We start from the raw sequence: 25613 nt of genomic DNA, 5'->3' as shown, positions 1-25613 counted from the left end.
GAACCCCATGAGCGACAGTCACTCCCCTCACGGCTTCGACCTGGTGCGCCGTGGGTACGAGCGTGCCCAGGTCGACGAGCGGATCACCAAGCTGGTGGCCGACCGTGACAGCGCACTGACCCGGATCAGCGCGCTGGAGAAGCGCATCGAGGAGCTCCACCTGGAGACCCAGACCGCGCAGGCCGCGGTCACCGAGGCGGAGCCGTCCTACGCCGGTCTCGGCGCCCGGGTCGAGAAGATCCTGCGCCTCGCCGAGGAGGAGGCCAAGGACCTGCGCGACGAGGCGCACCGCGCCGCCGAGCAGCACCGCGAGCTCGCCGAGGCCGCCGCCCAGCAGGTCCGCACCGAGGCCGAGAACTACGCCAAGGACCGCAAGGCCAAGGCGGAGGACGAGGGTCTGCGGATCGTCGACAAGGCGAAGAGCGACAGCGCCCAGCTGCGCGCCGAGGCCAACAAGGACGCCCAGAACAAGCGCGAGGAGGCGGACGCCCTCTTCGAGGAGACCCGCACCAAGGCCGCCCAGGCCGCGCTGGAGTTCGAGACCAACCTGGCGAAGCGCCGCGAGCAGTCCGAGCGGGACCTCGCCGCCCGTCAGGCCAAGGCCGAGAAGCGCCTGGCGGAGATCGAGCACCGGGCCGAGCAGCTGCGCCTGGAGGCCGAGAAGCTGCGCACCGACGCCGAGCGCCGCGCCCGCCAGACCGTCGAGACGGCCCAGCGCCAGTCCGAGGACATCGTGGCCGACGCCAACGCCAAGGCCGACCGGATCCGCAGCGAGTCCGAGCGCGAGCTGGCGGCGCTCACCAACCGCCGCGACAGCATCAACGCCCAGCTGACCAACGTCCGCGAGATGCTGGCGACGCTGACCGGCGCGGCCGTGGCCGCCGCCTCGCTGCCGGGCGACGACACCATGGGCGTGCCCGCCCAGCAGTCGCGCTGACGCCGTGTCCCGCACCCCGCGGGACGACGACAGGCCCTCACCCGCCCGGGTGAGGGCCTGTCGTCGTGTGCGGCTTCATCACCTCGGGTAGGCCCCGTCGGGCCGCTGGTGCCCGCTGCTGAGCTGGTTGCCCTCGTCGTCGGAGACGGTGCCGAACCACGAGGTGCACCAGACCGAGACCGAGTCGGGCCAGTACTGCACCTCGAACGGGTGACCGGATCCGTGGTCGCCGTAGGAGGTGACGATGAAGGTCTCCCCCGGGCGCAGCCAGTAGTCCTCGCCGAGCGGCTCCAGGGTCAGTTCGACCAGGCCCTCGCCCCGGTTGGTCACGGGCATCCGGCCGGTCACCTCCAGTGCGGAGAAGTCCCAGCCGGCCGAGTCGTCCCTCATCCGGCCGCCACCCGGGCCAGCAGCTTGCGGACGGCGGCGTCGAACGCCTCCGGCGCCTCCAGCGCGCTCAGGTGACCCACCCCGGGGATGACGGTCAGTTCGGCGTCCGGGCGGGCCCGGACCATCAGCTCGGCCTCCTCCGGCGCCACCAGGGCGTCCTGCGCGCCCGCGACGACCGCCACCGGCACCCGAAGCCCGGCGAGCACGTCCAGGGCGTCCGGGCGGGCCGCCATGGCCCGCTGGGCCCAGGCGACGGCGGCCGGCGCAGCGGCGGCGACGAGCGCCTGGACCCGCTCCACCAGGTGCCGCGAGTCCGGGCCGAGCTGCCCGGCGGCCACCTCCTCGTCGAGCAGCAGCTGGACGCTGGCGCGGGCCGTGACGGCGGCCGCGATGCGCTCCCGGTTGGCCCGCACCGCGTCGGTGTCGGCGGTGGCGCGGGTGTTGGCCAGCAGCAGGCCGGCCAACCGCTCCGGGTGGCGGCGGGCGAAGGCCAGCGCCGCGTAGCCGCCCATGGAGAGCCCGCCGACCACCGCCCGGTCGATGCCGGCCGCGTCCAGCAGCAGCGCGAGGTCGTCGGCCACCAGGTCCAGCGAGGGCTCGTCGGCGCCCAGCTCGGTGCCGCCGAAGCCGCGCTGGTCCGGGGCGATCACCCGGGCCTCGTCACCGGTGCGACCGGGCAGCGCGTCCAGTTGGGCGGACCACATCGAGGCGTTCAGCGGGAAGGCGTGCAGCAGCACGAGTGGGGTTCCGGTACCGCTCTCGCGGACCGACACTGCGGAGGGGAGCTGGGTCATGGGCCCACCGTATTCCGGCACGCCCGGCGGGCCCACTCAGCGGGCCGCGATATCCCCTTTGTCCTAGCCTGACTGAGAGTAAGGGAGCGCGAATGATCGAGTTGCACGACCTGACAAAACGTTACGGCAAGACACTCGCGGTGGACCGGCTCAGCTTCAGGGTCCCCCAGGGCGTGGTGACCGGCTTCCTCGGCCCCAACGGCGCCGGCAAGTCGACCACCATGCGCATGATCCTCGATCTCGACCGCCCCACCGGCGGCCGCGTCACCATCGACGGCAAGCGCTACGGGCAGCTCAGCGAGCCGCTCAAGTACATCGGCGCGCTGCTGGAGGCCAAGGCCGTCCACCCCGGCCGCACCGCCCGCGACCACCTGCTCTGGCTCGCCCAGAGCAACCGGATCCCGGAGCGCCGGGTGGACGAGGTGCTCGGCCTGGTCGGCCTCACCCCGGTCGGCCGCAAGCGGGCCCGCGGCTTCTCGCTCGGCATGGGCCAGCGCCTGGGCATCGCCTCGGCGCTGCTCGGCGACCCGGAGATCGTGATGTTCGACGAACCGGTCAACGGCCTCGACCCGGAGGGCATCCTCTGGATCCGCAACCTGATGAAGCGGCTCGCCTCCGAGGGCCGGACGGTCTTCGTCTCCTCGCACCTGATGAGCGAGATGGCCGTCACCGCCGACCACCTGGTGGTCATCGGCCGGGGCCGGCTGCTCGCGGACCTGCCGATGCCGGAGTTCATCCGCCGCAACTCCCGCTCCGCCGTGCGGCTGCGCAGCCCGCACCCGGAGCGTCTGCTCGACGTCCTGGCCGACGCCGGGATCCGGCACGAGCCGGGCCCGGAGGGCTCCTACGAGGTGGTCGACGGCGATCTCGCCAGGATCGGCGACCTGGCGGCGGCGCACGGCGTCGTGCTGCACGAACTCAGCCCGCAGCAGGCCTCGTTGGAGGAGGCGTTCATGCAGATGACGGCCGACTCGGTGGAGTACCACGCGGGTGACGGCCCGGGCCGCGACGCGGCCGGCGCGCCCGGCACGTGGGGTGCCGGGTGGAAGGCGGACGGCGCCCGGCAGGCCGCGGCGGCCCGGCAGGAGGAGAACTGAGATGACGTCCTTCCCCGCGATCCTGCGCTCCGAGTGGACGAAGATCCGCAGCGTCCGCTCGACGGTCTGGACGCTCGCGCTGGCCTTCGTCGTCACGGTCGGCATCGGTGCGCTGCTGTCCCTGCTCACCAACAACAACTTCTCCGAGTTCCGGCGCAACGAGGAGTCCCCGTTCGACGCCACCGGCACGGCCTTCTCCGGCATCATGCTCGGCGAGCTCGCCATCATCGTCTTCGGCGTGCTGGCGATCGGCAACGAGTACAGCAGCGGCATGATCCGGGTCACCCTGGCGGCCGTCCCTCAGCGCGGCACCCTGCTGGCGGGCAAGGCCGCGGTGCTCGGCGGACTGGCCCTGGCGGTCTCGCTGGTGACGGCCTTCGTCACCTTCTTCGTCGGCCAGTCGCTGCTCGGCTCGCACTCCACCGGCCTCGGTGAACCGCACGTGCTGCGCGCGGTGTTCGGCGCCGCGCTGTACCTGACGATGCTCTGCCTGTTCTCGGCCGGCGTCACCACGATGCTGCACAACCAGACGCTCGCCCTGGGCGTGCTGGTGCCGTTCTTCTTCCTGCTGTCGCCGATCCTCTCGGCGGTGCCGAAGGTCAAGACGCTGGCCCACTACTTCCCGGACTACGCGGGCTCCCGGATGCTGCTGGTGTACGAGCAGCACGGCCAGCCGTACGGGCCGTGGGCCGGCTTCGCGATCTGCCTGGCCTGGACGCTCGCGGCCCTGCTCGGCGGTGCGCTGGTGCTCAAGAAGCGGGACGCCTGAACGGGTTCAGTAGCGGGGGGCGCCGCGGCCGCGCAGCACGTTGGAGGCCCGGCGCTCGCGCGCCCCCCAGCAGGCCCGGTGCCAGTGCCGACGGTCGTCCACGCCGGCGCCGTGCATCGGCCAGGCCACCACGTGGCCCACGCCGGGCGGGATCTCCTGGTCGCAGCCGGGGCAGCGGTAGTGCCGCCCGGCCGTCCCGGCCACCGTCTGGACCACCCAGTCGTCGCCCTGGTAGCTCTCGGTGCGGCGCAGCGATCCGCCGAGCGGTGCGGCCGGTTCGGCGCTGTCGCGGGGGTCGGCGGTCTTGATCCGGTTGCGGCGCGGCGACACGTCGGCATACCTCTCTTCCGGGGGGATCGGGCCGTTCCAGCCTACGGCCGCCCGGCCCTCCCGGAGGCCTCTATCACGGCATCGCCCGGTGGTCCCGGGTTTTTGCCGAGATCCACCCGATCTTCGGGGAAATTCGGGTTTCCGCGTGCCGTTGGCACATGACATCGGATACCCACGAGGGGAACAGGCGGGGCCCGCAAACCCTGCGTGCACCCGAGGAGGCCCCATCCATGACCAAGACCAGCGCCCGCGCCGAGACCCGTCGCCCCGTCGGGGTCCGGCCGCCCGCAGCCGGCGCGGCCCTGACCGCCGTCACCCCGGTGGCGGCCGCCGGCGAGCCGTTGCCGCTCCCCCAGCGGGCCGGCGCGCTGCCGGCGGACACCGCTCCGGTACGGGTCGGCGCGTTCCTGCTGTCCGCGCAGTTCCCCGGGCAGACGCACGGCGAGGTGCTGGACCGCACCGTCCGGGCCGCCGTCGAGGCCGAACGGGCCGGCCTGGACAGCGTCTGGCTGGCCGAGCACCACTTCGTCCCGTACGGCGTCTGCCCCAATGCGGCCACGATGGCCGGGCTGCTGCTGGGCCGGACCCGCCGGATCGGTGTCGGCACGGCGGTGAGCGTGCTCTCCACCACCCACCCGGTGGCGCTCGGCGAGCAGGCCGCGCTGCTGCACCTCACCTCCGGCGGGCGGTTCACGCTCGGGGTGGGCCGCGGTGGGCCGTGGATCGACCTGGACGTGTTCGGCAGCGGTGTGGAGGCCTTCGAGAACGGCTTCGCGGAACGGCTGGAGCTGCTGCTGCGCTGGCTGCGCGGCTCCCGGGTGGGCGCGGACGGCCCGCAGTTCTCCTTCCCCGAGGTGGCGGTGGTGCCGCGGGCCGCCGAGCCCCTGCGCCGGTCGGGCCTGGGGAGTTGGCTCGGCCTCGGCGAGACCGCCGGCCCGGTGCGCCTGCCGCGCCAGCGCCAGGACGTCGAGGGCCTCGGCGGTGAGGGCCCCGGCGAGGAGCTGACCGCGTCCGGGCGGCCGGTGGCGGGGCCGCCGGTGGTGGTCGCCTGCACCTCGCCGGGCGGGGTGCGGCTCGCCGCCGAACGCGGCCTGCCGATGCTGCTCGGCATGCACTCGGGCGACGAGGACAAGCTGCAGATGCTGGAGCTGTACCGCACCGCCTGGCTGGCCGCGGGGCGCAGCGAGGAGCAGCTGCGCCGGGTCGGCCGCCAGCACGTCGCGGCCGGGGTGGCGCAGGTCGACGACCGCACCTCGGCGGCGAGGGCCACCCTGCTGAACGCGATGCCGGGGTGGTTCGAGTACGGGCTCGGCGCCCACCGCACCGTGGACGGCCGGGAGCGCAAGATGCGCGATCCGCGCCAGTACACCGAACTCCTCTGCGACCTGCACGCGGTGGGCACCCCGCGGCAGTGCGCCGACAAGCTGCTGGCCACCGCCGAGCGGACCGGCATCCGCCGCTTCGCGCTGCTCGCGGAGGGCAGCGGGGACAACGAGGCCACCCTGCACAACATCGCCCGGCTCGGCTCCGAGGTGCTGCCGCAGCTGGCGTGAGCCCGCCCGGGCCGCCTCCCCTCCCCCCGCACCGGGGGACGGGGGCGACCCGACGGCGTGCCCGGTCCTGCGACCGGTCAGCAGTCCCGGAGTTCCTCGGACTGGTTCAGCAGCTGCTCCCGGACCGAGGTGAAGCGGGTGTGCCGCGCCTCGTTGGCCTCCGACGGCAGGAAGACCGCCACCCGGTGACAGTTCTGGAAGGCCAGCCGCACCCCGAAGTGCCGCTGCAGGGCCCCCCGGATGGCGTCGCTGGCGAGCGCGCGCAGGAGCTGGCCGCGGGCCTGCTCGCTGGGCGGCGGTACCTGGTTGTCGGCGAAGTCGGTGCCGTCGACCTTCGCCTGGGCGACCAGCGAGCTGATCAGGTCCCAGGCGTACGGCAGGGAGACGCGGACGCAGTCGACGAATTCCCGCTCGTCGACCTCGCCCCGCTCGGCCTTCTCGAGCAGGGCCGGTGAGACGTCGAGCGACATGGGTTCTCCTCTCGCGGTCCACCCGTGCGGCGCCCGGGTGGTCATGCGTAGTCCAAAGCTCACAGTGAGGGTGGGCGGTCGCGCGTGGTGTCCGGAACACCGTGGGACGGGAGTTTCCGGCACCCGGGCGAGGGCGGTGGCGCAACGGGACGTGACGCCCCGAACACCGACCGCGCTCAGAACAGCGTGGCAGTCAACGGCGGACCGGGTCGGTCATTCCTGGGGATTGCTTGGGAAATACGCCGTGGTGCACCAGATTGGCCGGATCCCGTCGGATCGTTCATCTGAAGTCTCCATCCCCGTTGACAGCGATCCCGCAAGCGTGCCGTCACACACGGTAGCTACCCCAGGGTGCGGGCGCCAGACCGCGGCGTGCGGTACCGGGATTGCCGAACCTCCATGTTCGCGGGGTTCGCGGTTTCTTCACCCGGTCGTCGTGGAATCGCATCAACTGGCCCCGGTGGGCTAGCGTGGTCGACCGTGCGTCTCGTAATTGCCCGCTGCTCAGTCGACTATGCCGGTCGGCTCTCCGCCCATCTGCCCTCCGCCACCAGGCTCATCCTGGTCAAGGCCGACGGCAGCGTCAGCATCCACGCCGACGACCGCGCCTACAAGCCGCTCAACTGGATGTCCCCGCCGTGCGCCCTCAAGGAGGCCGACGGGGTCTGGACGGTGGAGAACAAGGCCGGCGAGAAGCTCATCATTACGCTGGAGGAGGTGCTGCACGACTCGTCCCACGAGCTCGGGGTCGACCCGGGCCTGATCAAGGACGGCGTCGAGGCGCACCTCCAGGAGCTGCTCGCGGACCGGATGGAGGTGCTCGGCGCCGGCTGGTCGCTCATCCGCCGCGAGTACCCGACCGCGATCGGCCCGGTCGACATCCTCTGCCGCGACTCCGACGGCGCCACGGTCGCCGTCGAGATCAAGCGCCGCGGCGAGATCGACGGCGTCGAGCAGCTCACCCGCTACCTCGAACTCCTCAACCGGGACCCGCTGTTGGCCCCGGTCAAGGGCGTCTTCGCCGCGCAGGAGATCAAGCCCCAGGCCCGTGTGCTGGCCATCGACCGGGGCATCGGCTGCGTGGTGCTGGACTACGACGAGCTGCGCGGCATCGACGACGACAAGCTCAAGCTGTTCTGACCGGTCACCCCTGCGACGGGCTCGTCGTCCCCGTCGGGCTCGCCGTACCGGACGGGCTCGGCGTTCCGCTCGGACCAGCGGTGGGCGGCGAGGACGGCGTGCCGGTCGGGCTCGGCGAGCTCGAACTGCTCGACGGCTTCGGCGGCCCGGGCGTCGGGCCCCCGCCCGGCTGCGGACCGGTCGGCGGGGCCGGCGGCTGCGACTGACCGGGCGTCGGCTGCTGGGACGGCGGCTGCGACGGCTGCGCGCTCTCCGAGGCACTGCTGCTCGGCCCGCGGCTCGGCTTCCGGGAGGGCGACGCGCTCGGGGAGCGGGACGCACTGCCGCTCGCCGAGGGCTCCGGGCTGGTCCCGTCCGCCGCCGGGCTGCTGCTCGCGTCCGTCCCCGTCGCGCCGGGCGTGGCCGGGGAGCCGCTGGTGTGCGGCACCGGCAGCGGCGCGTCCTGGGCCCCGCCGGGCTCGTCGAGCCGGCTGTGCGGGTCGTTGCCCTGGTGCTGCTCCGGCCCGGTGGCGCTCAGCGCCACCGCCGTGGTGAGCGCCCCGAGCGCGAGCACGGCCGCCGACGCGGTGATCACCCGGCGCCGGCGGCTGGCCCGCAGGCGCGACGGCACCTTGTTGGCGATCGCCCGGATGACGGGTCGCCGGGTGGGCGCGGGGGCCGGCGCCGCCTCCAACTGCCGCCCGTCGGCACGCAGCAGGTCCAGCATCCGGCGCGCCGCCGCCACACCGCGCTGCTCCCCGGCGGTGGCCCGCAGGGTGAGCGCGGTCTCCAGCTCGGCCATCGCCCTGGACGGCTCGCGGACGCAGAAGGCGTGCACGCCCGACTCGTGGTGGAACCAGGCCTGGTCGGTCGCCGAGCCGGAGCGGCGGGCCGCCTCCAGCCCCAGTTCCAGGACCCGCTCCCAGGCGCCCCAGCGCAGCGAGAGCGCCAGGGCCGGCGCGGCGGCCCTGGCCAGCCGCACCACCGCCTCGTGCCGCCCGGCCTCCCGGTCGGCGAGCAGGACGCCGATCAGCACCTCGGCCTCGGCCGCGACCTGCTCCAACGACACCGAGCTGTGGCCGACCCACCAGGCGAAGTGCTGGGCGGCGCCGTCCAGACAGCCGCGGGCCGGCCAGTGCGGGGCGAGCAGTTCGAGCACCCCGGCGGTCAGCCGGTGGTGCCCGCCGATGGACACCGCCAGTCCGGCGTCGACGAGTTCGGCGAGCGCGCTCTCGGCCTGCCCGACGTCGATCAGCGCGGGCAGGTGCGGTGCGGTGGGGCACTCGCCGCCGAGCGCCACGGCGAGCCGCAGGACGGCCTGTGCGGGCTCGCTCAGCCCCTCGGCGAGCCGGACGGCGGGCGAGGCGGTCTCGGCGACGGAGGGCAGCGGGACGGTCCGCCGCAGCTCGTTCTCGCGGACCGCCGGGTCGGGGTCGTGGACGGGCTCCTCGACGGCGCCGAAGACCCCCATCCGGTCCTCCTCGGCGGCGACCAGGGCGTCCACCGAGACGTCCCGCTGGCGCAGCAGTGCGGCGGCCTGGACGAAGCGCAGCGGCAGGCCCTCGGACTCGAACCAGAGGTCGACCGCCCAGGCCTTCTCGGCGACGTCCAGCGGCCGGCCGGCCTGCCGGGCGGAGAGCGCGAGGCAGGCTGCGCGGGAGAGCCCGGCGACCAGGTGGTCCTGCAACCGGGAGCCGATCGGCAGCGCCGCGCTGCCGGGGGCGACGCAGACCAGGAAGGCGCAGCCGGGGGCGGCGGCGAGCAGCTCCTCCAGCTCGGCGGCGGACTGCTCGGCGTCGTCGACGACCACGATCGCGCGGACCTCGGCGAGGTGGGCGGCCGACTGGCCCGGGTCCGGCCGGAAGCCGGGGGCGTGGTGGGTGGCCGCGAAGAGGTCCTGGAGGAGGTCCGCGGGGGTGCGGCGGTGTCCGCAGAGCTGGACGACGCCACCGGGGGCGAGGTCGGCCGCGGCTTCGGCGACGGCCGACAGCAGCGCGCTGCGGCCCGAGCCTGCCTGGCCGACCAGGCGTATCGAGCGGCCCTCGGCGAGCAGGCCGAGGAGTTCGGCGATGTCGGCCTCGCGGTCGAGCAGCGGCAGGTCGGCCGGGCCGGTGCCGAGGGCGAGCGGGCCGACCGCGCGGCCGACGCCGCCGACCGGGCCGCGGGCGGGCTCGCTGCGTTCGATCCGGCGCGGGCGGGGGCGCCACTCCTCGGGGCAGGGTCTGAACTCGGAACCGTCCGGGGCGCCGACGCCGACCAGCAGGCCTCCGGAGACCAGTTCGCCGCCCCGGGTGCGGACGGCCTCCTGCCGGAACTCCCCGGTTGGCTGTGCCACGTTCTGCTCCGCCTCGTGCTCGGCCGCCGGCGCCCGCTCCGGCCGGCTGACGTCTCGGTCGCGGCCGCGTGCGGGCGTGGGGGCAGTCGTGCGGGAAGCAGTCGTGCCGGGGCGGCCGTCGTTTCTGACGGGCAGACTCTCGCACATCCGGGCCCGCCCGTGCAGGGCGGACCCGTGCGGGGACCGTGCGGGAACCGGAGGACGACCCCGCGCGGGGACCGTGCGGGAACTAGAGGACGACCCCGTGCGGCTCGGCGATCCCGCCGTCGACGGCCAGGATGCGGTGCAGTTTGGTGGCCACCAGCAGCCGTTGGAGCTGGGCCGGAACGGAGCGGAGCACCAGGCGTCGGCCGATCCGGCCGGCCCGGCGGTGGGTGCCCATGATGACGCCGAGTCCGGTGGCGTCCCAGAACTCCAGCCGAGCGAGGTCGAGCACGAGGTCGCCGAGGCCGCCGTCCACGGCCTGGTGCAGCTGGACGCGCGCGTCGGCGGCGGTGCGCACGTCGAGGCGGCCTTCGATGGCCAGCGCCGTGTGGTCGCCGGTGATGCGCATGCTCTCCTCCTTCGCCTGGCTGGCCCGGTACGGGATGGTTCCGCCCCGGCCGTGCCGGTCCGGGGGTCGCAGGGGTCCGTCCGGGCGGATCGCGGCCGGTGGGCCGCTCGGCTCGCGCGCCGCGCCCGGGCCCGGTCGGAATGCCGGGTTCCCCCTCATCTGACGGCGGATCAGCATCGCGGGTTGCTGGTTCCGGTCAGATCTGAAGCAACTTCACTCGTCCGAGGGAATATACGCAGGAAGTCTCCACACCTACGCTCGATTACCGCCCAAATCACCCGTCTGCGGCACCCGGCGTGAGGAAACTCACCCGGCCCCGAGCGGCCGGGTCGTACGATGCTCCGACCGCACGGCCCGCCCGCTCGCCCGGCCCGTGGTTCAGGCGCGGCGACGGCTCACTTGCCCGGGTACGGGTAGAACCCGCGGCCGCTCTTGCGGCCGAGGTCGCCGGCGGTGACCATGCGCGCCATGATCTCCGGGGCGGCGAACTTCTCGTCCTGGGTCTCCTCGTAGATGTTGCGGGCGGCGTGCAGCAGGATGTCCACGCCGGTCAGGTCGGCGGTCTCCAGCGGGCCCATCGGGTGACCGAAGCCGAGGCGGCAGGCGGTGTCGATGTCCTCGGCGGTGGCCACGCCGGACTCGTAGAGCTTGGCGGCCTCGACGACCAGGGCGGTGATCAGCCGGGTGGTGACGAAGCCGGCCACGTCGCGGTTGACCACCACGACGTCCTTGCCGACGCCCTCGGCGAAGGCCCGGGCGGCGGCCAGCGTCTCGTCGCTGGTCTTGTAGCCGCGCACCAGCTCGACCAGCTTCATCAGCGGCACCGGCGAGAAGAAGTGCACGCCGACGACCGACTCGGGGCGCTGCGTGGCGGCGGCGATCCGGGTGATCGGGATGGCGGAGGTGTTGGAGGCCAGCACCGCGCCGTCCTTGGCGAGCTTGTCGAGCTCGCGGAAGACGCCCTCCTTGACCTCCAGCTTCTCGAACACGGCCTCGACCACGATGTCGGCCTCGGCGACGGCGCCCAGGTCGGTGGTGGTGGTGATCCGGCCCAGCGCGGCCTCGGCGTCCTCGGCGCTCAGCCGGCCCTTGGCGACGAACTTCTCGTAGGACGCGCGGATCCCCGCGAGACCCCGCTGCAGCGCCTCCTCGGTGACGTCCCGCAGCACCACCGGGTGACCGGCCTGCGCGGACACCTGGGCGATGCCGGCGCCCATCAGGCCGGCACCGATCACGGCGATCTGCTTGCTGGACGCATTGCTCATGGCTGGGTCTCCCGATGCCGTCGCCGCCCTGGGGGCGGGCCCTGAAGGCGGCTCAGGGCAGGGGTCACCGCCGCAGGAGCCGCGTCGCTCGTTGCCCGGACTCTAATGCCGAATCCGCCCCCGTGGTGGCAATCGGGAGTGTGATCTGTGACCGACCTGGTCGGTCGAACCAGATGCTCCCCGGCTCGTCAGACGGTCAGTCCGAGGTCCTGGGCGAGGATCGCCGCCTGCACCCGGCTGCGCAGCCCCAGCTTCGCCAGGATCCGGCTGACGTGCGTCTTGGTGGTCGCCTCCGCCATCTCCAGCCGCGCCGCGATCTCCCCGTTGGACATCCCGGCCCCGAGGCAGGCCAGCACCTCCCGCTCGCGGGGGGTCAGCCCGGCCACCGCGCCCCGGGCCTCCGGCGCCACCGGCCGCTCCGGGCGGGCGAAGGCCCCGATCAGCCGCCTGGTCACCGAGGGCGCCAGCATGCCGTCCCCGCGCGCCACCGTCCGGACGCCCTCGACCAGGGTGTCCGCCTCCAGGTCCTTCAGCAGGAAGCCGGCCGCGCCGGCGCGCAGCGCGCCGTAGACGTACTCGTCCAGGTCGAAGGTGGTCAGCACGAGCACCTGGGCGGCTCCGGCGTCGACCACCCGGCGGGTCGCCGAGACGCCGTCCAGGCGGGGCATCTGCACGTCCATCAGCACCACGTCCGGGCGCAGCTCCAGCGCCATCCGGACGGCCTCCTCGCCGTCGGCCGCCTGCCCGACCACCTCGACGTCCGGCTCCGCCCGCAGGATCATCACCAGCGCCGCCCGCACCGCGGCCTGGTCCTCGGCCACCAGCACCCGGATCGTCATTCCCGTCCCTCCGTCCGCCCGTCGCGCGGCAGCACCGCGCGCACGCTCCAGTACCCGTCCCGCGGCCCGGCCTCGAAGCTGCCGCCGAGCAGCCCGGCCCGTTCCGCCATGCCGACCAGCCCGGCCCGGGCCCCGGGCAGCGCACGGCCGGCCCCGCCCCGGTACGGACTGTCCACGGCGATCGCCAGCTCCGCGGGGCCGAACTCCAGCCGCAGGCTGACCAGCCCGGGGCCGGCGTGCTTGAGCGCGTTGGTCAGCGACTCCTGGACGATCCGGTACGCGGCCAGGCCGACCGGTACCGGGACGTCCCCGCGCTCGCCCTGCTCGGTCAGCTCGAAGTCCAGCCCGACGGCGTGGCCGGCCGCCCGGGCCTTGGCCAGCAGCGCGTCGACCGCGGCCAGGTCCGGCGCCGCGTACGACTCGTCCGCCTCGCCCCCGCCGCTGTCCCGCAGCAGTCCGATCATGCGGCGCATTTCGGCCAAACCCTGGACGCTGTTCTCCCGGATCACCGCCAGCACCTCGACCAGCGGATCGTCCGCGGCCAGCCGCCGGCGCCGGGCCACCGACTGCGCTCCCGTCGCGTGGATCGCGATCGCGGACAGGTGGTTGGCCACCACGTCGTGCAACTCCCTTGCCATCCTGGCCCGTTCGGCCACCACCGCCTCGCGGCGGTCCATCTCCGAGAGCAGTGCGGTCTGTTCGGCCCGCAGCCGTTCGGCCTCCGCCTCCTGCCGGTGCTTGCGCACCACGTCACCCGTCCACACCGGCGCCAGGAAGACCAGCGAACTGACCACCGCGACCAGCAGCCCGGCCGAGGTGCCCTGGTAGATCGCCGTCAGCGTGGCGAGCACCAGCACCGTGGACCCGCCGGTCAGGTGCAGCACCCGCGACATCCGGCGGTTGCCGTAGATCACCGCCGCGTACAGCAGGTCGGTGTACATGATCAGGGTCGCCAGCAGGCTCCCCGCGAACAGGCTCGCCACGAAGGCCAGACCGCCCACCGACACCGCCAGCACCGGCCTGGTCCGCCGGACCAGCTCCAGCCCCGCCATCACCAGCATCGGCGGCAGCACCGCCCACAGCGGCACCCGGTCGGCGCGGTCGTACACCCCGAAGGCGATCAGCACCGCGCCGCCGACCAGCCCGCACAGGGCGATCAGCCGGTCAAGCAGGTGCGGGGGCAGGGAAGGTCGCGGCACACCCCCATCCCACCATCCCGGACGGCCCGCCCGGCTCCGGTGCGGGGAGGAGCCGGCTACATCGAAGGATGCAGTCGGGGACGGCACCCGGCGACGACGACACGGCCGCGCACCCCCGCGAGGCTGGGAACACCGCCGACCGACCGGGAGCAGAACGTGATCATCACACTCATCGTCGCGGCCGAGGTCTCGTGGTGGATCGTGCTCGGCCTCGCCCTCGCCACCCGCTACCTGCTGCGGTGGCGCCGCGCCAGCACCGCGCTGCTGCTCGGCCTGCCGACCGTCGACCTCGTCCTCTACGCGCTCGCCGTCCTCGACCTGCGCGGCGGCGCCACCGCGAGCTGGACGCACGCCCTCGCGGCGAGCTACACCGGGTTCTCCGTCGGCTACGGGCCCTCCCTGGTCCGCTGGGCCGACCAGCGCTTCCAGCACCGCTTCGCCGGCGGCCCCGAGCCGCTGCCCGCGCCCAAGTACGGCCCCGAGCGGACCAGGCACGAGTGGCGGATCGCCGGCCGCACGGTGGTCTCGGCGGCGATCACGCTGGGCCTGATCACCCTGCTCGTGCCGCTCTCCGCGGGCTCCGCGCACTTCGGCACCTTCACCCAGTGGTACGTGAAGCTGGGCATCGCGGCCGTCGTCAACCTCGTCGTCGCCGGCTGCTACTCGGTGTGGCCGAAGGAGGCCCCGGCCGGCGTCCTGGTGGTCGACGGCCGGGCGGTCGAGCGGCCCGTCCCGGAGAAGCGGCCCTGAGGCGCTCCGCCCGTGGTCGTCAGCGGTTCTCGCCGGGCACCCAGAGCACGTCGCCGCGCTCCTTGTTGGCCGCCCGGGCCAGGATGAACAGCAGGTCGGAGAGGCGGTTGAGGTACTTCGCGGTCAGCGGGTTGACGGTGTCGCCGTGCTCCGCGATGGCCGCCCAGGTGGACCGCTCGGCCCGCCGCACCACGGTGCAGGCCAGGTGCAGGTGGGCCGCACCGGGGGTGCCGCCGGGCAGGATGAAGCTGCGCAGCTTCTCCAGCTGCGCCAGGTAGTGGTCGCAGTCCCCCTCCAGCCGGTCGATGTACGACTGGAGCACCCGCAGCGGCGGGTACTGCGGGTCCGGCACGACCGGCGTGGAGAGGTCCGCGCCCACGTCGAAGAGGTCGTTCTGGATCCGGACGAGCACGGCCACGACGTCCTCGGGCAGCGCGCCCGCGGCCACCGCCACCCCGATCGCCGCGTTGGCCTCGTTGGCGTCGGCGTACGCCACCAGCCGCGGGTCGGTCTTGCTGGTCCGGCTCATGTCGCCGAGCGCGGTGGTGCCGTCGTCGCCGGTACGGGTGTAGATGCGCGTCAGATTGACCATGCGGACACCCTAGCCCCGGACGTTAGGCCGCGTTAACTCCCCCACCCCGAGGGTCCCGTCGCTACGCGACGTTGACCTCCCCCAGCCTCCGGCCGGGAGGTACCCCCACCCCCAGCCTCCGGCCGGGGGGACCCCCACCCCGAGGGTCTCGTCGCTACGCGACGTTGACTCCCCCAGCCTCCGGCCGGGAGGTACCCCCACCCCCAGCCTCCGGCCGGGAGGTACCCCCACCCCGAGGGTCTCGTCGCTACGCGACGTTGACCCTCTGCCCGGGCGGGGCGGCTTCGAGCCAGGCGAGGAAGCCGGTGAGCGCGTCCTCGCTCATGGCGAGCTCCAGCGGCGCCCCGTTGTGCAGGCAGCGCAGCACCACCGAGCCGGAGAGCAGCGCGAGCTCCTCCTGGCCCTCGGGGTAGCGCCGGCCGAGGACCTCGATCTCCCGGCGGGGCAGCACCTTGCGGGGGCGGGGGGCGTAGGAGAAGACCCGGAACCACTCGATCGAGTCGCCGCTGTAGCGGCCGATACCAAAAACCCACCCCTTGCCGTCGGTCTGGGGGACCGGGGCCGAGGTGGGTTTGCCGTTCTCGTCGAGGTCGGGCTGCGTCGAGGCGTCGGCGGGCATTTTGAGGCGGTAGCTGCAGTCGAACGTGCCACCGACGCGCTGGATCAATCGGCGGCGTACCGCGAACGCCACCAGGCCGATCACACCCAGTGCCACGACCGCCGCACACACCACAAGCGCGAGGACCATGCTCACCTACCTCCTCGCTACCCGCGTTCCCCGTATCGGTCGTATCAAGCGACCGCGTTGACCTACCAACTACGACGACAGTCCCGGGGTCACGCTCACGCGTCCCCGGGACCGTCGGTCGACCCCGCTGAAACCGGGGTCCGGCGTACTCAGACGTGCGCCTTGAGGCCGTTCGCCGCGAACAGCCGGACCTCGGCGCGACGCTCGGCGTGCGCGTCCAGGTCGGACTTGGCCTGCTCCAGTGCACGCTCGGCACGCGCGACGTCGATCTCGTCCGCCAGCTCGGCGATCTCCGCGAGCAGAGACAGCTTGTTGTCGGCGAAGGAGATGAAGCCGCCGTGCACAGCGGCGATGACGGTGCCGCCGTCCACCGTGCGGATGGTGACCGGACCGGTCTCCAGCACGCTCAGCACCGGGGTGTGGCCCGGCATGATGCCGGTGTCACCGGAGGCCGTACGGGCGACGACGATGGTGGCCGCACCGGACCACACCTTGCGGTCGGCTGCGACCAGCTCGACGTGCAGCTCAGCCAACGTGGGCTCCTAGGCTCATGCAACCCCCGATTACTCGGGAGTTTCGGTAAGAATAACGGCCCCGCACCTCCGGCATGAAACCGGCGGCGCGGATTTGACCGGAATCACAGCCGATGCGACGCGAGGGGTGGGCCCCAGACTCGGGGGCCACCCCTCACGGTCACTCGGCTGCTACCGGCCGCGACTACTTCTTCGCCAGCTCGGCGGCGTTCTTCTCGAGGTCCTCGATGCCACCGCACATGAAGAAGGCCTGCTCCGGGACGGAGTCGTACTTGCCGTCCGCGATCGCGTTGAACGCCTCGATGGTCTCCGACAGCGGAACGGTCGAGCCGTCGACGCCGGTGAACTGCTTCGCCACGTAGGTGTTCTGCGAGAGGAAGCGCTCGATGCGACGGGCGCGGTGCACCGTGATCTTGTCTTCCTCGGACAGCTCGTCCATACCGAGGATGGCGATGATGTCCTGCAGGTCCTTGTACTTCTGCAGGATCCCCTTGACGCGGACGGCCGTGTCGTAGTGGGTCTGCGCGATGTACCGCGGGTCGAGGATGCGGGACGTGGAGTCCAGCGGGTCGACGGCCGGGTAGATGCCCTTCTCCGAGATCGGGCGCGACAGAACGGTCGTCGCGTCCAGGTGGGCGAAGGTGGTGGCCGGGGCCGGGTCGGTCAGGTCGTCCGCGGGGACGTAGATCGCCTGCATCGAGGTGATCGAGTGACCGCGGGTCGAGGTGATGCGCTCCTGCAGGAGGCCCATCTCGTCGGCCAGGTTCGGCTGGTAGCCCACCGCGGAGGGCATGCGGCCGAGCAGGGTCGACACCTCGGAACCGGCCTGGGTGAACCGGAAGATGTTGTCGATGAAGAGGAGCACGTCCTGCTTCTCGACGTCACGGAAGTACTCCGCCATGGTCAGCGCGGAGAGCGCGACGCGCAGACGGGTGCCCGGCGGCTCGTCCATCTGGCCGAAGACCAGCGCGGTCTTGTCCAGAACGCCCGAGTCGACCATCTCGTGGATGAGGTCGTTGCCCTCACGGGTGCGCTCGCCGACGCCGGCGAACACGGAGACACCACCGAAGTTCTCGGCGACGCGGTAGATCATCTCCTGGATCAGAACGGTCTTGCCGACACCGGCACCACCGAACAGACCGATCTTGCCACCCTGGACGTACGGGGTGAGCAGGTCGATGACCTTGATGCCGGTCTCGAACATCTCGGTCTTCGACTCGAGCTCGGCGAAGTTCGGGGCCTTGCGGTGGATCGGCCAGCGAACCTCGACCTGCGAGTCGAACTCCGCCTTGTCGACGTTCAGCACCTCACCGAGGGCGTTGAAGACCTTGCCCTTGGTGATCTGGCCGACGGGGACGGAGATCGCCGCACCGGTGTCGGACACCTGCGCGCCGCGGACCAGGCCGTCGGTCGGCTGCATCGAGATGCCGCGGACCAGGCCGTCGCCGAGGTGCTGGGCGACCTCGAGGGTGAGGGTCTTCTTGCCCGAGCCGTCGGGGTTGTCCACCTCGACGTGCAGGGCGTTGAACATGTCCGGAATAGCGTCGACGGGGAACTCCACGTCGACGACCGGGCCGATGACCCGCGCGACGCGGCCCGTCGCCGTGGTCGGCTCAACAGTGGTAGTCATACTCATTCGCTCCCGCGGCTAGCGTCAGCGAGGGCGTTGGCCCCGCCGACGATCTCGCTGATTTCCTGGGTGATCTCGGCCTGACGGGCCGAGTTGGCAAGCCGCGTGAGCGACTTGATGAGCTCGCCGGCGTTGTCGGTCGCGCTCTTCATCGCACGCCGTCGCGCGGCGTGCTCGGAGGCGGCCGACTGCAGGAGAGCGCTGTAGATCCGGCTCTCGACGTACCGCGGGAGGAGCGCGTCCAGGACGCCCTCCGCCGACGGTTCGAAGTCGTACAGCGGGAAGATCTCCGGCTTGGCCGACTGCTGGACCTCGTCCAGCTTCAGCGGCAGCAGCCGCGCCTCGACCGCGGTCTGCGTGAGCATCGACTCGAACTCGGTCGAGACGAGGTGGATCTCGTCCACACCGCCGGTCTCGGCGGTGAAGGCCGCGATCAGCTCGGCCGCGACGGCCTTCGCGTCACCGTAGCTCGGCTTGTCCGAGAAGCCCGTCCACGACTGGCCCACCGCGAGGTCGCGGAAGGTGTAGTACGACAGACCCTTCCGGCCGATGATGTAGGTCACCACGTCCTTGCCCTCGCCGCGCAGGCGCTCGGTGAGCACCATGGAGGCCTTGATGGCGTTGGACGAGTAACCGCCGGCCAGGCCGCGGTCCGCCGTGATCAGCAGGACGGCGGCGCGCGAGGCCGAGGGGTTCTCGGTGGTGAGCGGGTGCTTGGCGTTGGACCGGGTGGCCACCGCCGTCACCGCCCGGGTGAGCTCGTCGGCGTACGGAGTGGAGGCGGCCACCGCGCGCTGCGCCTTACCGATGCGCGCCGCGGAGATCATCTCCATCGCCTTGGTGATCTTCTTCGTCGCGGTGACAGAGCGGATCCGGCGCTTGTAGACCCGAAGCTGTGCTCCCATGGGTCGTTACGTCCTTTCCCTCGTTACCGGACTCAGGCCTGCTCGCCGAGGAGCTTGCCGTCGGCGGTGGTGAAGCCCTGCTTGAAGGCGGCGATCGCGCTGGTGAGAGCGTCGATGGTGCCGTCCTCCAGCTTGCTGGTCTCGACGATGCCGGCCAGCAGGTCCTTGTGCTGCAGGCGCAGGTGGTCCAGGAACTCGCGCTCGAAGCGGCGGATGTCCGCGACCGGGACGTCGTCCAGCTTGCCGGTGGTGCCGGCCCAGATGGAGACGACCTGCTCCTCGACCGGGAACGGCTGGTACTGGCCCTGCTTCAGCAGCTCGACCATGCGCGCACCGCGCTCCAGCTGGGCCTTGGAGGCCGCGTCCAGGTCGGAGCCGAAGCCGGCGAAGGCCTCGAGCTCGCGGTACTGGGCCAGGTCCAGGCGCAGGCGGCCGGCGACCGACTTCATGGCCTTGATCTGGGCCGAGCCACCGACGCGGGAGACCGAGATGCCGACGTTCACGGCCGGGCGGATGCCGGCGTTGAACAGGTCGGACTCCAGGAAGCACTGGCCGTCGGTGATGGAGATGACGTTGGTCGGGATGTACGCCGAGACGTCGTTGGCCTTGGTCTCGATGATCGGCAGACCGGTCATCGAGCCCGCGCCCAGCTCGTCGGAGAGCTTCGCGCAGCGCTCCAGCAGGCGGGAGTGCAGGTAGAAGACGTCACCCGGGTAGGCCTCGCGGCCCGGCGGGCGGCGCAGCAGCAGGGAGACGGAGCGGTAGGCCTCGGCCTGCTTCGACAGGTCGTCGAAGATGATCAGGACGTGCTTGCCGTCGTACATCCACTCCTGGCCGATGGCCGAACCGGTGTACGGGGCGAGGTACTTGAAGCCGGCCGGGTCGGAGGCGGGAGCAGCCACGATGGTGGTGTACTCCAGCGCGCCGGCCTCCTCCAGGGCGCCGCGGACGGACGCGATGGTGGAGCCCTTCTGGCCCACGGCGACGTAGATGCAGCGGACCTGCTTCTTCGGGTCGCCCGAGCGCCAGTTGTCGCGCTGGTTGATGATCGTGTCGATCGCCACCGCGGTCTTGCCGGTCTGGCGGTCGCCGATGATCAGCTGACGCTGGCCACGGCCGATCGGGGTCATCGCGTCGATGGCCTTGATGCCGGTCTGCATCGGCTCGTGGACCGACTTGCGGACCATGACGCCGGGGGCCTGCAGCTCCAGGGCACGGCGGCCGGTGGAGGCGATGTCGCCCAGGCCGTCGATCGGGTTGCCCAGCGGGTCCACGACGCGGCCGAGGTAGCCGTCGCCGACCGGAACCGAGAGGACCTCGCCCGTGCGGCGCACGGTCTGGCCCTCTTCGATGCCACCGAACTCACCGAGGATGACGACACCGATCTCACGGGTGTCGAGGTTCAGCGCGAGGCCGAGCGTGCCGTCCTCGAACTTCAGCAGCTCGTTCGCCATGACCGAGGGCAGGCCCTCGACATGCGCGATGCCGTCCGCTGCGTCAGTGACCGTGCCGACCTCTTCCACAGAAGCGGCGTCCGGCTGGTACGACTGGACAAAGTCGGCCAGCGCGTCCCGGATCTCCTCCGGACGGATCGTAAGCTCCGCCATCAGGCTTCCCTGCTCTCCTAGTTTGCGATCCTCGGCCCGCCATTGAGGGCCGCAAGTATTCGACTCTCGGCCGGGTCTGCCGAACCGGCCGTCCGATGTGCCGGCTCCTGGGGGAACCGGTTTCCCGACCGAGGGTCGGATGTACTGCTTCGGTGCTCAGCCTTCGAGCGACTGGCGAGCGCCTTCGAGGCGGCTCGACACGGTGCCTTCGATGATCTCGTCGCCGATCTGCACCCGGACGCCGCCGACGACCTCGGGGTCGACGTCGATGTTCAGGTGGACCTGGCGGCCGTACATCCGGCCCAGAGCACCGGACAGGCGCTCCTTCTGGGTGTCCGACAGCGGCACCGCGGTGGTGACCAGGGCCACCACGCGGCCGCGGCGAGCGGCGGCGAGCTTGGAGTAGGACTCCAGGCCCTGCTCCAGGCTACGACCACGCGGCGCGTTGACGAGGGCCGTGACGAGTCGCACGGTGCCCGCGTGGGCGCGGCCGCCGAGCAGCTTGCCGATCAGCTCCGCCTTGGCGACGGCACCGGCCTTCGGCTCGGTCAGCGCGGCGCGCAGCTCGTGCGAGCCGCTCACCACCCGGCCGAACCGGAACAGCTCGTCCTCGACGTCGTCCAGGGCGCCGGCCTTGTCCGCACCGATGATCTCCGCGTACGCGGCGAGCTGCTCGGTGGCGTCGACCAGGTCGCGCGAGCCCGACCAGCGGGACCGGGCCAGGCCGGACACGAGGTCGACGGTCTCGCCGGAGACCTGGCCGGTCAGCAGCGAGGAGACCAGCTGGGCCTTGTCCTGGCCGGACCGGGACGGGTCGGTCAGGACACGGCGCAGCGACACCTCACGGTCCAGCAGGGCCGTGACGGCGGTGAGCTCCTCGGCGAGCTTGGCCGCGTCCACCGAGGTGGAGTCGGTCAGGCTCTCCAGGTTCTGCCGGCCGGCGGCGAGGGCCTCACGGCTGGCGCCGATCACTTGGCCGCACCCTGAGCAACGGCGGCCTTGGCCTCCAGCTCGTCCAGGAAGCGGTCGATCACGCCGCTCTGCCGGGCGTGGTCCTCGAGGGACTCACCCACGATGCGGGAGGCCAGCTGGGAGGCCAGCGAACCCACGTCCTGGCGCAGGGCGGCAGTCGCCTGCTTCTTGTCAGCCTCGATCTGGGCGTGACCGGCGGCGACGATGGCCTCGCGCTGGCGCTGGCCCTCCTCGCGCATCTCGGCGAGCTGGGCGGCACCCTGCTCGCGAGCCTGCTCGACGATGCGGGCAGCCTCGTGGCGCGCCTCGGCGAGCTCGGCGCGGTACTGCTCAAGCAGGGCCTGCGCCTCTGCCTGGGCGGCCTCGGCGCGCTCCATCCCGCCCTCGATCGCGTCCCGGCGCTCCGACAGCACCTTCTCGATGCTGGGGAGGAGCTTCTTGCCGAGCAGACCGAAGACGATGAAGAAGCAGAGCAGGCCGATGATGATCTCGGGCCACGCGGGGAGGAGAGGGTTCATCTTCTCCTCGGCCGCGAGCTGGACGATCGCCATGCTCATATCTGGACCTTCCTCAGAAAGGGTCTACGGCGATTACTTGTTGCCGAAGACGAACGGCATGACGATGCCGATGAGGGCGAGCGCCTCGGTCAGCGCGAAGCCGATGAACATGTTGGAGCGGATGAGACCGGCGGCCTCGGGCTGACGGGCCATGGCCTGGACACCGTTACCGAAGATGAGACCGACGCCGATGCCGGGGCCGATGGCGGCGAGGCCGTAGCCGATCGAGGCGACGGAACCGTAGACAGTGCCCTCAGCGAGGATGCTCATTGACGTTGTCCTTTGCAGGGTGGTGAACCGGTGGTGATTGGCCACCGGGCGATCCGGGAGGTTGGTTCAGGGGTGGGGCCGAGGCCCCCTGGCTCAGTGCGACTCTTCGAGGGCACCGGCGATGTAGCTGCTGGCCAGCATCACGAAGATGTAGGCCTGCAGGAACTGGACCAGCAGCTCGAAGGCGGTCAGCGCGACGGCGACGACGAACGAGGCCGAGCCGTACAGCGCGCCCAGGGTCGGGCTGAGCAGGTACCAGGAGGCGATGGAGAACATCACGATCAGCAGGTGGCCGGCGAACATGTTCGCGAAGGCTCGGACCGCGAGCGTGAAGGGGCGCACGAAGATGTTCGAGAAGAACTCGATCGGCACCAGGATGAACATGACCCAGCCGGGGATGCCCGAGGGCCAGCAGAGGTTCTTGAAGCCGCCGACGAAGCCGTGCTTCTTGAAGGTCAGCGTCATGTAGGTGATCCACACGACGCCGGCGAGACCCGCCGGGAACGCGATCGCCGCCGTCACGGGGAACTGCGCGAACGGGATGATCGACATGATGTTCATCAGCCAGATGAAGAAGAACATCGAGACCAGCATCGGGACGTACTTCTCGCCCTTCTTGCCGATCGTCTCCAGCACGATGGAGCGCTTGACGAAGTCGTAGCCGATCTCGGCGACGAGCTGCATCTTGCCGGGGACCAGGCGCGGCTTGGCGAACGCGGCCCAGAAGAAGACGACGACAAGCACTGCGACGATCATCGACAGCAGCATCGGCTTGTTGAAGTAGAAGCTGCCGATCGAGAAGATCGGCTTGAAGTCGAACTCGTTCAGGCCAGGAGCCGGGAAGCCGCAGCCGGCGTCCCCGAAGTGGCAACTGCCTGAGGCGAGGTACGTGAGCTTTTCAGCACTCACCACGGACTCCTTCGTCGTGACGCATGGTTACGGCAACCTCGGTGTGTCGGCGCGGCCTGCGGCCACGGTGCGGCACTGGAACTTGATGGGTTTCTCGCCGACCCCGTCCGGCAGTGCGCTGCACCGCTGCGGGATCATCGAAGACTGCGCGGGTCCGGGGGGCGATCCGTCCACTGTCCGGACAGACCTGGCCGCTTCCCGTACTCCGTTGTTGCGACGGACGATAGCAGTCCGTCAGTGCGGCATAAACACCGCCCCCCTCGTTGGGGGGACAGTGAGGCCTCGTCACTGTTGACGCCCGGAGTCGGAGGGCTTGTCGCCCTTGTTTTCCGAGGCGTCGGGGTCCACGTAGAAGGTCTTGGCCTTCAGCGCGCCGCGCACCTGGAACCCCGTCCAGATCAACGCGCAGCCGAGCAGTGTGAAGGCGAAGGCCTGCCGGTTGAAGAGGTCGGTGTCCTTGAACACCGCGAGGACGATGCCGACCAGCAGGATCTGCGTGGTGTACACCAGGAGCGCCGCGGCCATCATGATCTGCGGGTTCGACCTGGTCAGCCGGTCGAGCGCGATCTGGCCCGAGCTGAAGAAGGCCATCACCAGCAGTACGCCGAAGAGGGCTCCGAGCAAACCCTTCCCACCGGCGACGGCGAAGGAGATCGCCATGGCGATGATCCCGGCGACCGCAGTGGGAATCGCGGCGCCTCGGAGGATCCGGGCGTCGGTGGACGGCATGTCGGCAGCTCCGGCGGCATGTCGATGTGGCGGGGGACGGGGCACAGAAGGTGGTGGGTGACACCGACCGAGAGGCCGCCGCCCGGGCCGCCCGCTGCGGCGGGCCCGTCGAGGGAGGCCGACAGGGACGGAAGGCATCCACCTGTCAGGTCTTTCGGCGTGTTCTCGGTACTCGTGAACGGTATCACAAACTATTTGATGAGAGCTTTACCATGAATGTGTGGTACCTGTCACACCGACGGCCCAACCGTGCCGCCGAACGGGTGAGGCCGTTTGACCTAACGTCAACTCGCTTGCTACCGGCGGCCGGTGGTCCGGTCCTGGGTGCCGAGCGCCGAGGCGCCCCGGCCCGCGTCCTGGCCGGCTTCACCGAGAAGTTGCTTGTCCTTGGCCGACAGTTCAGCCATCGGGGCGGACTGCTGGCGGCGGTAGCGGGGCGGGACGAAGGACTGCACGGCCTTCGGCGCGCGCGGCCGGAACCGCGGCGTCAGCAGCACGACCAGGCCGACCAGGCAGAGCCCGGCGAGCGTCAGCACCACGGTGCGACCGGTGTTGGTCACCGAGAAGGCCACCGTGCCGAAGGCGATCAGCGCGGCCCAGAAGTACATGATCAGCACCGCACGGCTGTGCGAGTGCCCGACCTGCAGCAGCCGGTGGTGCAGGTGGCGCTTGTCCGCGGCGAACGGCGACTGGCCGGCCCAGGTGCGGCGGACCACGGCGAGCAGCAGGTCGGCCAGCGGCAGCGCGATGACCGTCAGCGGCAGCAGCAGCGGGATGTAGATCGGCACCAGGGCGTGCACGGTGGCGGTCTGCGAACCGGTCTCGCTGGTGATCAGGTCCGGGTCGACGCGGCCGGTGATGGAGATCGCGGCGACGGCCAGCATCAGGCCCAGCATCATCGAGCCGGAGTCGCCCATGAAGATCCGCGCGGGGTGCATGTTGTGCGCCAGGAAGCCCAGGCACATGCCGATCAGCAGCACGCTGAACAGCACCGCGGGGGCCGCGTCGGTGATCGTGTAGCCGTACCAGAGGCGGTAGCTGTACAGGAAGAACGCGATCGCGGCGATGCAGACCATGCCGCCGGCCAGGCCGTCGAGGCCGTCGATGAAGTTGACCGCGTTGACCATGACGACGACCAGGGTGACCGAGATGACCATGCCCTGGGTGGGGCTCACCGCGACGGCGCCGACGCCGGGCACCGGGAGGGTGATCACCGTGACGCCCTGCCAGACCATCACACCGGCGGCGATCATCTGGCCGCCGAGCTTGACCAGCGCGTCCACGCCCCACTTGTCGTCGAGCACGCCGAGCAGCCACATGATCCCGGCGCCGGACAGCAGGGCCCGGATGTCGGTGCCCTGGGAGAACACCTTGCTCAGGTTGTCCAGCTGCGAGGCGACCAGGATGCCCGCGCAGAGACCGCCGAACATGGCGATCCCGCCGAGCCGCGGGGTGGGCTCGCGGTGCACGTCACGGGCGCGCACGGGCGGCATCGCGCCGGCCGCGATGGCGAACTTCCGGACCGGGCCGGTCAGCAGGTAGGTGACGGCGGCGGTGCAGAACAGCACCAGCAGATACTCACGCACCACTGGCCTCCTGCATCACTGTCCGACGGGAAGGTACCGAAGGTACTCCCCTGCCTGTCCGGGTTTCGAGGTGCGTCGCCACGGCACACACCTTATTGAGTCGGACGCCTCGGGCGTGCATCGCGGTTCGCCCTCCCGGGTAGGAGATCTCGATGCCCGCGGCCGCCCGGGCCGC

At 71.7% G+C, this 25613-nt stretch carries 27 protein-coding genes; 6 read left to right on the top strand and 21 right to left on the bottom strand.

Annotation, left to right across the window (positions count from 1 at the left end; translation table 11 throughout):
- Positions 1 to 7: 7 nt before the first annotated feature.
- Positions 8 to 937, top strand: coding sequence for a cellulose-binding protein (locus AB0N04_RS07085; RefSeq protein ID WP_360204654.1), 930 nt, complete (start codon positions 8 to 10; stop codon positions 935 to 937).
- 78 nt (positions 938 to 1015) lie between these two features.
- Here AB0N04_RS07085 and AB0N04_RS07080 read toward each other — a convergent pair whose 3' ends face one another.
- Together AB0N04_RS07080 and AB0N04_RS07075 are read right to left on the bottom strand one after the other, a co-directional pair.
- On the bottom strand, positions 1016 to 1327 hold the full coding sequence (locus AB0N04_RS07080; protein ID WP_360204652.1) for a hypothetical protein: 312 nt from the start codon (positions 1325 to 1327) through the stop codon (positions 1016 to 1018).
- Complete coding sequence (locus tag AB0N04_RS07075) at positions 1324 to 2121, bottom strand: alpha/beta hydrolase (RefSeq protein WP_360204650.1); 798 nt, start codon at positions 2119 to 2121, stop codon at positions 1324 to 1326. The genes AB0N04_RS07080 and AB0N04_RS07075 overlap by 4 nt, the downstream gene beginning before the upstream one ends.
- A gap of 92 nt (positions 2122 to 2213) precedes the next feature.
- Here AB0N04_RS07075 and AB0N04_RS07070 point away from each other — a divergent pair, with 92 nt between their 5' ends.
- Both AB0N04_RS07070 and AB0N04_RS07065 read left to right on the top strand, forming a co-directional pair.
- Positions 2214 to 3218 (top strand): ABC transporter ATP-binding protein, encoded by a 1005-nt coding sequence (locus AB0N04_RS07070; protein ID WP_360204648.1) that lies wholly within the window; start codon positions 2214 to 2216, stop codon positions 3216 to 3218.
- Position 3219: 1 nt separating this feature from the next.
- The gene (locus AB0N04_RS07065; RefSeq protein WP_360204645.1) at positions 3220 to 3987 is read left to right on the top strand and encodes an ABC transporter permease subunit; all 768 of its coding nucleotides are present in this window, start codon (positions 3220 to 3222) and stop codon (positions 3985 to 3987) included.
- 6 nt (positions 3988 to 3993) lie between these two features.
- Here AB0N04_RS07065 and AB0N04_RS07060 read toward each other — a convergent pair whose 3' ends face one another.
- The gene (locus AB0N04_RS07060; protein ID WP_360204643.1) at positions 3994 to 4317 is read right to left on the bottom strand and encodes an ATP/GTP-binding protein; all 324 of its coding nucleotides are present in this window, start codon (positions 4315 to 4317) and stop codon (positions 3994 to 3996) included.
- 230 nt (positions 4318 to 4547) lie between these two features.
- On the opposite strand from AB0N04_RS07060, the gene AB0N04_RS07055 reads away from it, so the two are divergent.
- A complete protein-coding gene (locus tag AB0N04_RS07055) occupies positions 4548 to 5870 on the top strand; it encodes an LLM class flavin-dependent oxidoreductase (protein ID WP_360204640.1) in 1323 nt (440 codons plus the stop codon).
- Positions 5871 to 5947: 77 nt separating this feature from the next.
- Here AB0N04_RS07055 and AB0N04_RS07050 read toward each other — a convergent pair whose 3' ends face one another.
- Positions 5948 to 6340, bottom strand: coding sequence for an SCO5389 family protein (locus tag AB0N04_RS07050; protein WP_360204637.1), 393 nt, complete (start codon positions 6338 to 6340; stop codon positions 5948 to 5950).
- Between the two features lie 480 nt (positions 6341 to 6820).
- On the opposite strand from AB0N04_RS07050, the gene nucS reads away from it, so the two are divergent.
- On the top strand, positions 6821 to 7480 hold the full coding sequence (gene nucS / locus AB0N04_RS07045; RefSeq protein ID WP_360204635.1) for an endonuclease NucS: 660 nt from the start codon (positions 6821 to 6823) through the stop codon (positions 7478 to 7480).
- A gap of 4 nt (positions 7481 to 7484) precedes the next feature.
- Here the strand turns inward: nucS and AB0N04_RS07040 are convergent, their stop codons facing one another.
- The 5 genes from AB0N04_RS07040 to AB0N04_RS07020 form a co-directional block, all read right to left on the bottom strand.
- Entirely contained in the window at positions 7485 to 9794 is a 2310-nt protein-coding gene (locus AB0N04_RS07040; protein ID WP_360204632.1) for an ATP-binding protein, read from the bottom strand.
- A 229-nt stretch (positions 9795 to 10023) separates the two neighbouring features.
- Complete coding sequence (locus AB0N04_RS07035; protein ID WP_360204629.1) at positions 10024 to 10347, bottom strand: STAS domain-containing protein; 324 nt, start codon at positions 10345 to 10347, stop codon at positions 10024 to 10026.
- Positions 10348 to 10742: 395 nt separating this feature from the next.
- Complete coding sequence (locus AB0N04_RS07030; protein ID WP_360204626.1) at positions 10743 to 11612, bottom strand: 3-hydroxyacyl-CoA dehydrogenase family protein; 870 nt, start codon at positions 11610 to 11612, stop codon at positions 10743 to 10745.
- Positions 11613 to 11800: 188 nt separating this feature from the next.
- Entirely contained in the window at positions 11801 to 12451 is a 651-nt protein-coding gene (locus AB0N04_RS07025; RefSeq protein WP_360204623.1) for a response regulator transcription factor, read from the bottom strand.
- Positions 12448 to 13650, bottom strand: a complete 1203-nt coding sequence (locus AB0N04_RS07020; RefSeq protein ID WP_360204620.1) for a histidine kinase — start codon at positions 13648 to 13650, stop codon at positions 12448 to 12450. The genes AB0N04_RS07025 and AB0N04_RS07020 overlap by 4 nt, the downstream gene beginning before the upstream one ends.
- A 156-nt stretch (positions 13651 to 13806) precedes the next feature.
- Between AB0N04_RS07020 and AB0N04_RS07015 the strand changes: the two genes are divergently transcribed.
- Positions 13807 to 14400 (top strand): hypothetical protein, encoded by a 594-nt coding sequence (locus AB0N04_RS07015; RefSeq protein ID WP_360204617.1) that lies wholly within the window; start codon positions 13807 to 13809, stop codon positions 14398 to 14400.
- Positions 14401 to 14419: 19 nt separating this feature from the next.
- Here the strand turns inward: AB0N04_RS07015 and AB0N04_RS07010 are convergent, their stop codons facing one another.
- The 12 genes from AB0N04_RS07010 to AB0N04_RS06955 all read right to left on the bottom strand — a co-directional run bounded on the left by AB0N04_RS07010 (position 14420) and on the right by AB0N04_RS06955 (position 25438).
- Positions 14420 to 14992 (bottom strand): cob(I)yrinic acid a,c-diamide adenosyltransferase, encoded by a 573-nt coding sequence (locus tag AB0N04_RS07010; RefSeq protein WP_360204614.1) that lies wholly within the window; start codon positions 14990 to 14992, stop codon positions 14420 to 14422.
- 247 nt (positions 14993 to 15239) lie between these two features.
- Entirely contained in the window at positions 15240 to 15740 is a 501-nt protein-coding gene (locus AB0N04_RS07005) for a DUF2550 domain-containing protein (protein ID WP_218201846.1), read from the bottom strand.
- Positions 15741 to 15889: 149 nt separating this feature from the next.
- Positions 15890 to 16273 carry a F0F1 ATP synthase subunit epsilon gene (locus AB0N04_RS07000; protein ID WP_360204611.1) on the bottom strand — a complete coding sequence of 128 codons (384 nt, stop codon included), beginning with the start codon at positions 16271 to 16273 and terminating at the stop codon, positions 15890 to 15892.
- 184 nt (positions 16274 to 16457) lie between these two features.
- Entirely contained in the window at positions 16458 to 17903 is a 1446-nt protein-coding gene (gene atpD, locus AB0N04_RS06995) for a F0F1 ATP synthase subunit beta (RefSeq protein ID WP_360204608.1), read from the bottom strand.
- A gap of 2 nt (positions 17904 to 17905) precedes the next feature.
- Positions 17906 to 18808 (bottom strand): F0F1 ATP synthase subunit gamma, encoded by a 903-nt coding sequence (locus AB0N04_RS06990; RefSeq protein ID WP_360204606.1) that lies wholly within the window; start codon positions 18806 to 18808, stop codon positions 17906 to 17908.
- A gap of 32 nt (positions 18809 to 18840) precedes the next feature.
- Positions 18841 to 20415 carry a F0F1 ATP synthase subunit alpha gene (gene atpA / locus AB0N04_RS06985; RefSeq protein ID WP_360204603.1) on the bottom strand — a complete coding sequence of 525 codons (1575 nt, stop codon included), beginning with the start codon at positions 20413 to 20415 and terminating at the stop codon, positions 18841 to 18843.
- A gap of 156 nt (positions 20416 to 20571) precedes the next feature.
- Complete coding sequence (locus AB0N04_RS06980) at positions 20572 to 21387, bottom strand: F0F1 ATP synthase subunit delta (RefSeq protein WP_360204600.1); 816 nt, start codon at positions 21385 to 21387, stop codon at positions 20572 to 20574.
- On the bottom strand, positions 21384 to 21944 hold the full coding sequence (locus AB0N04_RS06975; RefSeq protein ID WP_329927974.1) for a F0F1 ATP synthase subunit B: 561 nt from the start codon (positions 21942 to 21944) through the stop codon (positions 21384 to 21386). The genes AB0N04_RS06980 and AB0N04_RS06975 overlap by 4 nt, the downstream gene beginning before the upstream one ends.
- A 33-nt stretch (positions 21945 to 21977) precedes the next feature.
- Positions 21978 to 22214 carry an ATP synthase F0 subunit C gene (gene atpE, locus AB0N04_RS06970; protein WP_030282059.1) on the bottom strand — a complete coding sequence of 79 codons (237 nt, stop codon included), beginning with the start codon at positions 22212 to 22214 and terminating at the stop codon, positions 21978 to 21980.
- A gap of 93 nt (positions 22215 to 22307) precedes the next feature.
- Positions 22308 to 23123 carry a F0F1 ATP synthase subunit A gene (gene atpB, locus AB0N04_RS06965; RefSeq protein ID WP_360204597.1) on the bottom strand — a complete coding sequence of 272 codons (816 nt, stop codon included), beginning with the start codon at positions 23121 to 23123 and terminating at the stop codon, positions 22308 to 22310.
- 285 nt (positions 23124 to 23408) lie between these two features.
- Positions 23409 to 23852, bottom strand: a complete 444-nt coding sequence (locus AB0N04_RS06960; RefSeq protein ID WP_360204594.1) for a hypothetical protein — start codon at positions 23850 to 23852, stop codon at positions 23409 to 23411.
- A 296-nt stretch (positions 23853 to 24148) separates the two neighbouring features.
- Positions 24149 to 25438 carry an MraY family glycosyltransferase gene (locus AB0N04_RS06955; protein WP_360204592.1) on the bottom strand — a complete coding sequence of 430 codons (1290 nt, stop codon included), beginning with the start codon at positions 25436 to 25438 and terminating at the stop codon, positions 24149 to 24151.
- Positions 25439 to 25613: the final 175 nt, after the last annotated feature.

Origin of the sequence: Kitasatospora sp. NPDC051702 (assembly GCF_040681575.1) — a bacterium.
Lineage (GTDB): Bacteria > Actinomycetota > Actinomycetes > Streptomycetales > Streptomycetaceae > Kitasatospora.
This window is presented reverse-complemented; position numbering and strand designations above follow the sequence as displayed.